Source organism: Methyloceanibacter sp., assembly GCF_050728395.1.
In the GTDB taxonomy this organism is placed as follows: Bacteria; Pseudomonadota; Alphaproteobacteria; order Rhizobiales; family Methyloligellaceae; genus Methyloceanibacter.
The window spans coordinates 1-10,215 of the sequence record NZ_JBOHJB010000092.1; the positions used below are offsets into that span (position 1 = coordinate 1).

At 62.8% G+C, this 10,215-nt stretch carries 9 protein-coding genes and 1 pseudogene; 3 read left to right on the forward strand and 7 right to left on the reverse strand.

All coding sequences use genetic code 11. From position 1 onward, the window contains the following. Positions 1-505: 505 nt before the first annotated feature. Together ACREC7_RS13635 and ACREC7_RS13640 are read left to right on the forward strand one after the other, a co-directional pair. Entirely contained in the window at positions 506-2,557 is a 2,052-nt protein-coding gene (locus ACREC7_RS13635; RefSeq protein WP_431556235.1) for a bifunctional aldolase/short-chain dehydrogenase, read from the forward strand. Positions 2,558-2,741: 184 nt separating this feature from the next. Further along, entirely contained in the window at positions 2,742-3,800 is a 1,059-nt protein-coding gene (locus ACREC7_RS13640) for a ParA family protein (protein WP_431556236.1), read from the forward strand. A gap of 61 nt (positions 3,801-3,861) precedes the next feature. Here the strand turns inward: ACREC7_RS13640 and ychF are convergent, their stop codons facing one another. The 5 genes from ychF to ACREC7_RS13665 form a co-directional block, all read right to left on the reverse strand. Further along, positions 3,862-4,959, reverse strand: a complete 1,098-nt coding sequence (gene ychF / locus ACREC7_RS13645) for a redox-regulated ATPase YchF (RefSeq protein ID WP_431556237.1) — start codon at positions 4,957-4,959, stop codon at positions 3,862-3,864. A gap of 12 nt (positions 4,960-4,971) precedes the next feature. Then, positions 4,972-5,670, reverse strand: coding sequence for an aminoacyl-tRNA hydrolase (gene pth / locus ACREC7_RS13650; protein WP_431556238.1), 699 nt, complete (start codon positions 5,668-5,670; stop codon positions 4,972-4,974). Positions 5,671-5,709: 39 nt separating this feature from the next. Then, positions 5,710-6,417 carry a 50S ribosomal protein L25/general stress protein Ctc gene (locus ACREC7_RS13655; RefSeq protein WP_431556239.1) on the reverse strand — a complete coding sequence of 236 codons (708 nt, stop codon included), beginning with the start codon at positions 6,415-6,417 and terminating at the stop codon, positions 5,710-5,712. Between the two features lie 170 nt (positions 6,418-6,587). After that, complete coding sequence (locus ACREC7_RS13660) at positions 6,588-7,676, reverse strand: serine hydrolase domain-containing protein (RefSeq protein ID WP_431556243.1); 1,089 nt, start codon at positions 7,674-7,676, stop codon at positions 6,588-6,590. 218 nt (positions 7,677-7,894) lie between these two features. Beyond that, positions 7,895-8,329 (reverse strand): GlcG/HbpS family heme-binding protein, encoded by a 435-nt coding sequence (locus tag ACREC7_RS13665; RefSeq protein WP_431556240.1) that lies wholly within the window; start codon positions 8,327-8,329, stop codon positions 7,895-7,897. 215 nt (positions 8,330-8,544) lie between these two features. Here ACREC7_RS13665 and ACREC7_RS13670 point away from each other — a divergent pair, with 215 nt between their 5' ends. Continuing rightward, positions 8,545-8,760: a dodecin family protein gene (locus tag ACREC7_RS13670; protein ID WP_431556241.1), complete on the forward strand. Its 216-nt coding sequence runs from the start codon at positions 8,545-8,547 to the stop codon at positions 8,758-8,760. Positions 8,761-8,801: 41 nt separating this feature from the next. Here the strand turns inward: ACREC7_RS13670 and ACREC7_RS13675 are convergent, their stop codons facing one another. Beyond that, the gene (locus tag ACREC7_RS13675) at positions 8,802-9,734 is read right to left on the reverse strand and encodes a ribose-phosphate pyrophosphokinase (protein ID WP_431556242.1); all 933 of its coding nucleotides are present in this window, start codon (positions 9,732-9,734) and stop codon (positions 8,802-8,804) included. Positions 9,735-9,859: 125 nt separating this feature from the next. Then, positions 9,860-10,215, reverse strand: a pseudogene (locus tag ACREC7_RS13680) (hypothetical protein); the annotation flags it as partial.

Below are 10,215 nucleotides of genomic sequence, written 5' to 3' on the forward strand. Positions count from 1 at the left end.
GGTATGAACAAGGCACCACTTATCCCCACCGCTCTCGCCCGCGTTAGACTCAGCCCATCCCTCGTCCATGAGGACGCGAGCTGCAGACCGTCTGCTTCTCGGGATGAGGGCGCGGCGCCTGAGGTGCGCGCGTACGACGGGGGGCCGAAACCCCGCCCTCCGGACCCGCGCGCAGGCTAACGGACCAGCCTCAGGGGTCCTAACCCGCCGTCGCCTGGGCTGCGATGCCCAGGTCAACTCCGCCGTGGGGCATGCGCCTCCTGAGCGGAAACAGAGGTAAGGCGCGGCGGCATGGGCATTAAAATATCGCCGCAAGCGGGGCGCCGAGAGGCTGCCCAACTTTGCGCAACGGACGCGGCCGCTCGGCGCTCCGCTCGTTCTCTGTTCGCGGAGGGCAAAAGACTTCACGCAAACTCCGGGCGCTTGACCGCGTCGCGGCAGCGTCATCGCGCGGGCTTAATCGTTGCGCTTGCGTCTTGCCGCGAGGAGTGGAACAACGCGAGCCATGCAGAGCCGATGGAACGACATCAGTGCGCTCGACGCCGTCGAGACCTACGCCGAGAAGGGCGTGAGCGAGGATCTCGCGCTTCGCGTCTACACCACGCGCCTGCTCGGCCGCGACCCTCTGCTCGTGCTGCATGGCGGCGGCAACACTTCGGTGAAGACGCGCGCCAAGGACGATCTCGGCCAGGAGCACGAGGTGATCGCGGTCAAGGGCTCGGGCTGGGACATGGCCGAAATCGAGCCGCAAGGAATGCCGGAAGTGAAGCTCGAGCCGCTGCGCCGGCTTCGCGCGCTCGATGCGCTCTCCGACGAGGCCATGGTCAACGTGCAACGGCTGAACCTGCTCGATGCTTCCGCGCCGAACCCCTCGGTCGAGACGCTGCTGCACGCCTTCCTGCCGCATAAATTCATCGACCATACCCACGCCGCCGCGGTGCTCTCGATCGTCGATCAGCCCGACGGCGAGGCGCTCGCCCGCGAAGTCTATGACGGGCGCATGGGCATCGTGCCCTATATCGCGCCGGGCTTCGGGCTCGCCAAGGCGGCGGCAGAAGTTTTCGAGCAGGATGAGAAGGTCGAAGGCCTGATCCTGCACAAGCACGGCATCTTCACCTTCGGCGCGACGGCGCGCGAGGCCTATGATCGCATGATCGAGATGGTGTCGCTCGCCGAGAGCCGGCTGCGCCAGGGGCGCCCGATCGTGTTCCAGTCGCGCGCGCTCGCCGATGAGCTCGCCGAGGTCGCCGAAATCGCGCCGATCATCAGGGGCGCCGTGGCGCTGCCGGCCGACAAGCCTGGCGGAGAGCCGACGCGCTTCGTCACGACCTTCCGCACCGGGCCTGAGATCCTTGCGTATGTGAACGGCGCCGAGCTCGCCGACTATAGCCAGCGCGGGGTGGTGACGCCCGACCACATCATCCGCACCAAGAACACGCCGCTGGTGGTCTCGCCACCGGAACCAGGCAAGCTTGATGAGTTCGCCCGCGAGGTTCAGGGGTCGGTGGCCGATTTCGCCGCCCGCTACGATTCTTATTTCGGCCGCGAGAATGAGCGTGTCGGCAATACCAAGTCGAAGCTCGACTCGGCGCCGCGCGTGGTGCTCGTGCCCGGGCTCGGCCTGTTCGGCATCGGGCGGAGCGCCAAGGACGCCGACATCGCCGCCGATCTCGCCGAGAACACGGTGCGCGTGGTGACCGACGCCGAAGGCATCGGCCGTTACGAGCCGTTACCAGAGAGCGATCTGTTCGCGCTCGAATATTGGAGTCTCGAGCAGGCCAAGCTGAAAGGCGCTGTGGTCAAGCCGCTGACCGGGCAGGTGGCGCTCGTCACCGGCGCCGGCGCCATCGGCAGCGCCACGGCGAAGGCGCTCGCCGCCGAAGGCGCCGCCGTCGCCATCGTCGATATCTATGGCGATACGGCGAGGAGGGTGGCGGAGAGCTTCAAGGGACTTGGGCTGCAATGCGACGTGACCAAGCCTGAGGAGGTGCGCGACGCCTTTGCCAAAGTGTGCGAGCGCTTCGGTGGCGTCGACATCGTCGTGTCCAATGCAGGCGCCGCCTGGCAGGGCCGCATCGGCGACGTGTCAGACGAGCTGCTGCGCCAGAGCTTCGAGCTCAATTTCTTCGCTCATCAGACCGTGGCCAAGGAGGCGGTGCGCATCATGCTGAAGCAGGGCACCGGCGGCGCGCTGCTGTTCAACCTCTCGAAGCAGGCAGTGAACCCCGGCGCCAATTTCGGGCCGTATGGCCTGCCCAAGGCCGCGGCCATGCTGCTCATGCGCCAATACGCGCTCGACTACGGCAAGGACGGCATCCGCTCGAACGGCGTCAATGCCGACCGCGTGCGCAGTGGGCTCTTGACCGACGCCATGATCGCCGACCGGGCGAAGGCGAGGGGGCTGTCGGAGGCGGACTACATGAGCGGCAATCTGCTCGGCCGCGAGGTGCTGGCAGAGGACGTGGCGCAGGCCTTCGTCGCGCTCGCCAAGGCGCGCAAGACCACAGGCCATATCGAGGCGGTCGACGGCGGCAACATCGCCGCTTCCTTGCGCTGAGGCGTTAGCTCGCGCAAATCCCCGCGCCAAATTAGGAATCTTATCCTGGCGAAGATGTTAGCTGTCCGGTAGGATTGCTGAATCCCGGCAGCCCTACCTAAGCCATGACGAAAAAGTTTACCACTAAAACTCCGCCCTCTGGCAGGTTGCGGGGTCCTCGATCTCATCGTGCGGAGCGGATGCCATGTCTGTTTATGCTATTTGGAACAATAAGGGCGGAGTTGGAAAAAGCTATCTGACATTTCAAATTGCGTGCGAGTACGCGAGAACTCACCCTGACCAGCCCATCCTAGTGATCGACCTTTGTCCCCAGGCCAATGCATCCAGCATGCTCCTAGGAGGGATCATTGCGGGCGAACAGCTCTTAGTTGATATGGCGAGTCAAAATCGGCGGCGCACAATTGCGGGTTATATTGAGGAGCGAATCCGCAGTCCCTACGTCAGCCCAAAAGCCGGCGGACAGTTTATAGTAAGGGTGAACGACCACAACAATTGGGTGCCGGACAACCTCTTTCTGGCAGTCGGCGACGAGGCACTAGAGGTCCAAACTTCCCGCGTTTCCAATGCGACAAATCCCGGCCCCTCAGACGCGTGGCGTATCGTGCACGGTTGGATCAGCGATTTGATCGCCGATATTAATACTTCGTGGGGCGTCAAAAGTTCGACGGTCTTCATCGATTGCAATCCGAGCTTCTCGATCTATACCGAGCTTGCGATGTCAGCCGCCGACCGGTTGATAATCCCATTTTCTGCCGACGGATCATCTAAGAGAGCAGTCCGCGCCGTCCTAGGGCTGCTGTATGGAATCACTCGGGTCAAAGGGGCAGAGCAATCGGAATTTTTTCTTAATTCTCGGACGTTCAGGATGTCGACTCCGAAGATATATAGCTACGTGGGAAACCGGCTGACGCAAATGAACATGGGGGCCGCAAGCGCCTTCAAAACGGTCGTCAACGAGATTGGAAAAGAAATCTGGGCGGTCTGGCAAAGCAACCCGAACCATTTCTCGATACACCCCAATGGACAATTACCTCCCCGATCAATGGCTGATTTTCGAAGGATGTTTCAGGCAGAAATCAACGATGCAAATACGGCGTCAGTTGTGTCTGGAGCGCTTGGAATCCCAATTTCTCGGCTTTCCGCGGGCAAGCACTCGCTAGCAGGGCGCCGCATCCAGGTGAACCAATCTCAACTTGATCGCCAAAAGCCGAATCTCAGACGGTTTGTCAGCACCATCGAGTGACAGATCCATGGAGACTGACGCGATGCACGGCGTTATGGTGCGCATCTGAGACAGTTCGCACTCAATTCGCAAATCTGAAGTGCAGGACGTCGCCGTCCTTGACCACGTAGTCCTTGCCTTCGAGGCGAAGCTTGCCGGCGTCGCGGGCGCCGGCCTCGCCGCCAAGCGCCACGTAGTCGTCATAGGGAATAGTTTCGGCGCGGATGAAGCCCTTCTCGAAATCGGTGTGAATGACGCCGGCGGCTTGCGGCGCGCGGGTGCCTTCGGTCACGGTCCAGGCCCGCGCCTCTTTGGGCCCCGCGGTGAAATAGGTGATCAATCCAAGGAGCTTATAGCCTTCGCGGATGAGCCGGTTGAGCCCGGGCTCGGGCAGCCCAAGCTCGGCGAGATAGGCCTTGCGCTCGTCAGGGGAGAGTTCGGCAAGCTCCGCCTCGATCTTGGCGGAGATGATGACGCAGCCGGCGCCTTCGGCGTGCGCGCGCTCCTCGACGCGGCGCGAGTGGGCGTTGCCGGTCGTGGCCGAAGCCTCATCGACGTTGCACACATAGAGCACCGGCTTGGCGGTGAGCAGGTTGAGCGCCTTGAAGGGGGTGCTCTCCTCGTCAGAAACTTGCGCGAGTCGCGCAGGCTTGCCTTCGCGCAACAGCACGAGCGAACGCTCGACCAGCTCAAGCGTCTTCTTTGCTTCCTTGTCTTGCCCACGCACCCTTCGCTCCAGCGTCGGGATGCGCTTTTCGAGGCTGTCGAGATCGGCAAGCATCAGCTCGGTCTCGATGGTTTCGGCGTCGGCAATCGGATCGATGCGGCCCTCGACATGGATAATGTCCTCATCCTCAAAGCAGCGGAGCACATAGGCGACGGCGTCGACCTCGCGGATCACGGCGAGGAACTGATTGCCGAGGCCTTCGCCCTTGGAGGCGCCGCGCACCAGACCGGCGATGTCGACGAAGGTGAGCCGGGTCGGGATCACTTCGGCGGATTTGGCGATTTTTGCGAGCGTGTCGAGGCGCGTATCAGGCACCGGCACTTCGCCGACATTCGGCTCGATGGTGCAGAAGGGATAATTGGCGGCAGCGGCCGCCGCGGTCTCGGTCAGCGCGTTGAACAGGGTGGACTTGCCGACATTGGGCAGCCCGACGATGCCGCATTTGAATCCCATGTCAGGAAACCATCACGAGCCGAACCAGCGGCGGAGCTTGCCGAAGGGGCCCTCGGCGGGTGCAGGCTTCTCGCCATCTGCGCTCGCCGCATCCTTGCGCTTGCGCGGAGTGGGCTCAGGTCGGTCGTCGGCGGCCTCGGCTTCCATATGCATGGCATGAGCGACAAGCGATTGAAACTTATCGTTGGCGCCTTCGGCGAGATCGGGGGCCGCCTTGGCGATGGCGCCGAGCAGGGGCTCGAGCCACTCGCGGTCGGACTTCACGAAATTATTCAACACCCAATGAGTCACCAGCTCCTTGGAGCCGGGGTGGCCGATGCCGATGCGGACGCGCACATAGTCGTTGCCGATATGGGCGGTGATCGACCTCAGGCCGTTGTGACCGGCAACGCCGCCTCCGGCCTTCACCCGCACCTTGCCGGGTACAAGATCGAGCTCGTCGTGGAACACGATGACGTCGGCGAGGTCGAGCTTGTAGAAGCGCACCGCCTCGCCGACCGAGCGCCCCGACTCGTTCATGAAGGTTTGCGGCTTGAGCAGAAGCACCTGCTCGCGACCGAGCCTGCCTTCGGCGGCGAGACCCTGGAAGCGCTTGCGCCAGGCAGGAAAACCGTGGGTCGCGGCGATGGCATCGACCGCCATGAAGCCCACATTGTGCCGGTTGAAGGCGTATTCAGCGCCCGGATTGCCGAGGCCGACAAAGAGCTTCATCTCTTCACCCCGACAGACGGAACGGAGACCGCGAGAAGGCTAGCCCTTCTTCTTCTCCTTATCCTTATCCTTGTCCTTATCCTGCTCTTTGGCTTTCTCCTCACCGGCCTCAGTCGGAGCGGCAGCTTCCTCGGCGCCAGGCTCGGCGGCGGCAGCAGCGGCACTAGGCGCAACTTCCTCCGCGGTGCGGCCGACGATGGTCGCCACGGTGAAATCGCGCTCGGTGATGGTCGGGCGCACGCCCTCCGGCAGCTTGATCGCCGAAATGTGCACGCTATCGCCGATCTCGAGACCGGTCAGATCCACATCGAAATGCTCGGGGATGGCGTCGGCCGGGCAGCGGACCGGAATTTCGTGGCGCACGATGTTCAAGATGCCGCCGCGCTTGATGCCCGGAGAGGCGACTTCGTTCAGGAAGCGCACCGGAACCTCGACGGTGACCAGCGAATGCTCGCCCACGCGCATGAAATCGACATGGATGGGAAAGTCGCGAATGGGGTCGAGCTGCACCTGGCGGGGGATCACGCGCGTCTTGGCGCCATCCAAGTCGAGCATGTAAATCGTGCTCTGAAAGTGACCGGTATGGAGCTGCTGGGTGATCGCCCTATAGTCCACGTCGATGATCTGCGGCGTGGCCTTGTCGCCATAGAGGATTCCCGGGATGCGCCCTTCGCGCCGCGCCGCCCGGGCGCCGCCCTTGCCGGTGCGCGCCCGCGTCCAGGCCTTGAGTTCCAACGCCTCAGTCATGAATTTTCTCCAATAGAAACAATCAAGGGCCCGAGAGAGGCCCCAAAGTTGACCCAAGCGCCCACCGAGCGGGCCGATGCAAGATTGAGGGGGCTTATAAACGGCTCGCGAAGCCAAGACAATCCGCTATTCGGCCCTACGCGCGCGGCCGATAAGCAGCAAGTTGTCTTCTACGGCCCCGAGGGGGGAGCCGGCCATGGATGATCGGGGCTGATGATCTTGACGATGTCCCTGACGAAATTCCAAACGCCGACCGCGTCGGCATTGGAATTGACCATGACAACCATCGTGGTTTTCTCAAATGGAAGGTAGTAGGCGTAGGTTTGGTAGCCCGTGATATTTCCGTTGTGGCCGATCCAGCCGAATTGGTACTCGACGCCGAGCCCGTACAACGCGCCGTCACCTTCCGACGGGGCAATCTGAAACTTTTCGCGTTCGCGCTGAGCCGCCAGCGAGAGCAATTTGCCCGTGGCCAGATCTCGCACCCAGACGTGCAGATCGTCGACCGTCGAGACCATCTGTCCCGCCGCCCAGCCCCATGAGGGGTTCCAGCCGGTCCCATCCACAATCTTGCCGTCGGGCATTTTCGTGTAGCCGCGGGCGTGAGGCGACGGCAGGGTCGCATCGGCAGGGAAGACGGTATGCTGCAGACGCTCAGGCTGAACGATGTGCTCGTCGATATAGCGGTCCAAGGGCTGTCCAGACAGCTTCTCAACGACCAGCCCGAGAAGCACGGTGTTGGAGTTGTTGTAGTCGAACCGTGTGTCGGCTGGAAACACCGGCGGATGCTGCGAGATGATCTCGAGAAGGTCTTGGGGAGTGTACTGGCGTTGCGGGTCGTCGGGCATCGCGGCCTGCGTAACATCGGTATAATCGAAGAGCCCGCTGCGCATGCCCGCCAATTGGCGGATGGTGACCGCATCCCCATTGGGGACGCCCGGCACATGTTTGCTGATCGGATCGTCGAGGCCGACTTTGCCCTGATCCACCAGCTGCAGAATGGCGGTGGTGACGAAAGTTTTGGTCACGCTGCCGATCCGCATGGAGAGGTCGGTGGCCATGGGTTCGCCCGTGGCCGTGTCGCGGACCCCAAACGCCTGGACATAAGGCGCCTCGCCGTCCTTCCAGACACCGACGATGGCGCCGGGAACTAAAGCCTGCTCCATCAATTTGGGAATGGTTTCGGTGAGTTTCGCATCCCGCTCGGCTGTTTGGGCTGCCGCCTCACCGCCTCCGGCCAGGGCCGTGATCAGGATCACCAATGCTGCGGTTATTCTCGGCGGGGAGATCGTCCGGCCTGTGCCACCGTCTCCCCGATCGACGCCTCCCTTAGGTGCGCTCGACTCTTCTCTCATCGACCCGCTCGCGTTCAGTTGCGGTCAGCGAACACGTTCGTACTGCGGATACGAGCCCGCAACATCGGACGCGTTGCCAGTCTAGCCTAGATCATCGCGAGGCGGGAAGGACAGCGGCCAGACTAGGTGCGCCAGGGATGCGCGGGAAGCTCGGTCAGGCCGACGACCTCGACGCCAGCCTCGGCCACCGCATGGTCGTTCTCGACCGTGCTGCCGCTCACGCCGATGGCGCCGACGAGCACGCCGTCCTCATCAACGATGGGCACGCCGCCGGGAAAGGTGATCAGACCGTCATTGGAATGCTCGATGCCGTAAAGCGGCTTGCCGGGCTGAGACAATTTGCCGAGCTGGCCGGTGGCCATGCCGAAGAAGCAGGCGGTCTTCGCTTTCTTGATGGCGATGTCTATGGAGCCCACCCAGGCGTCGTCCATGCGCATGAAGGCCTTGAGATTGGCGCCGGAATCGACGACGGCGATGCACATCTGCGTGTTGAGCGCGATGGCCTTCTTGCGCGCGGCCTCGATGGCTTTCTCGGCGTTCTCCAGATTGACGTGCATGATCGCTCCTTGTGGTTCGATTGGGGATTCGATGCGGCTCGGCTCGATGTAAACGCACGAGAGGCCAATTGGTAGCATGGACCCATGGCCGAATAGACGCAGGGGTGATGGGTCCAGACAGAGTGTCACAATCGGCGTAGGATGAGGTTCGCTACTCGGAGTGAGCTCGCTGAGCCAGCTGTTAAAAGTCCAAGTTCTGAAGGAGGACTTCCCCCATGCCGCAGAGTGTCTACAAAGTCATCGAAGTGATCGGCACCAGCACGAAATCCTGGGAGGACGCCGCCAGGATGGCGGTTGAACTCACGGGCGAACATCTGCGCGAGCTGCGGGTTGCCGAAGTCGTCGAGCAGGACCTGGTCATCACCGACGGCAAGGTAGAAGCGTACCGCGCCAAGTTGAAAGTCTCCTTCAAATATGAAGGGCATGGCTGACGCGCATCAGCCTTCAGGCGCCCACCCGTCTCACCTCCGTCTCAATAGAACAGGCTCGAGACGGACTGCTCTTCCGCGGTGCGGGCAATGGCTTCGCCGAGCAGGGGCGCGACCGGCAGAATGCGGATGTTGTGGGTCTTCTTCACCGACTCGCTCGGCAGGATGGAGTCGGTGATCACCAGCTCCTTGAGGCGCGAATTCATGATGCGGGCAACGGCGCCGCCGGACAGAACGCCGTGGCTGATATAGCCGGTGACTTGCGTCGCGCCGTGATCGAGCAGCGCCTCGGCGGCATTCACCAGCGTGCCGCCTGAGTCGACGATGTCGTCGACGAGCAGGCAAGTGCGTCCGGCAACGTTGCCGATGACGTTCATCACCTCCGAGTCGCCGGGGCGCTCGCGGCGCTTGTCGACGATGGCGAGCGGGGCGTCGATGCGCTTGGCGAGGCCGCGGGCGCGCACCACGCCGCCGACGTCGGGAGACACCACCATGAGATTGTCGGTGGGGAAGACCTGGCGCATGTCCTGTACCATGACCGGCGCGGCAAAGAGATTGTCGGTCGGGATATCGAAGAAGCCCTGGATCTGACCGGCATGCAGATCGAGGGTTAGCACGCGGTCGGCGCCGGCGCGGTCGATCATGTTGGCGACGAGCTTGGCCGAGATCGGCGTGCGCGGACCCGGCTTCCGGTCCTGGCGGGCATAGCCGAAGTAAGGAATGACGGCGGTGATGCGGCGCGCCGAGGCGCGCTTCAGCGCATCGATCAGGATCAAGAGCTCCATCAAATGGTCGTTGGCGGGCGCCGAGGTCGACTGAATGACGAACACGTCCTCGCCACGCACGTTCTCCTGCACCTCGACAAAGATTTCCATGTCGGCGAAGCGGCGGACGATGCATCTGGCCAGAGGTGTCTTGAGGTAGGCCGCAATCGCCTCGGCAAGCGGGCGGTTGCTGTTGCCTGCAACCAGTTTCATCGGACCCCGCTCCTTAAGCCGTCAGAGCCTTACACCGGCGAGCTTACGCCGCGCCAGAAGGCTCGCGCATTTAGCAAGGCTAAAGGGCCGGTGTAAACTCACGGCAGCAAGCGCTTGTGGACGCATTAAGTCCTATTGGCCAAGAGCTTGAAGATTTCGTCGGCGGCCTTTCCCGCCGCAACGTCTGCGACGGGGCCCCAGGGGCCGTCCAGCGAGCCTTTGGTGATGGTGGTCTGCTGGGACACAGTGCCAACGCGCCTGCCGTTCGGATCGAACACCTGCCACTCGATGCGGATGCTTTGCTTGCCACCGGAGCCGTCGGTCAGGGTGACGGTCCCCTTAACGGTGTAGGTGTTCCCGGTCTGGACGGTCGCCAGCTTCACACCCTTGGCGTAGAGCCGCTTTTTGATCGCGGCGGTGAGGGACTTCGTGCCATCGCCCGGGGCTCCGGAGACCGGCGCAACGATCGTTGTCGCCGGAC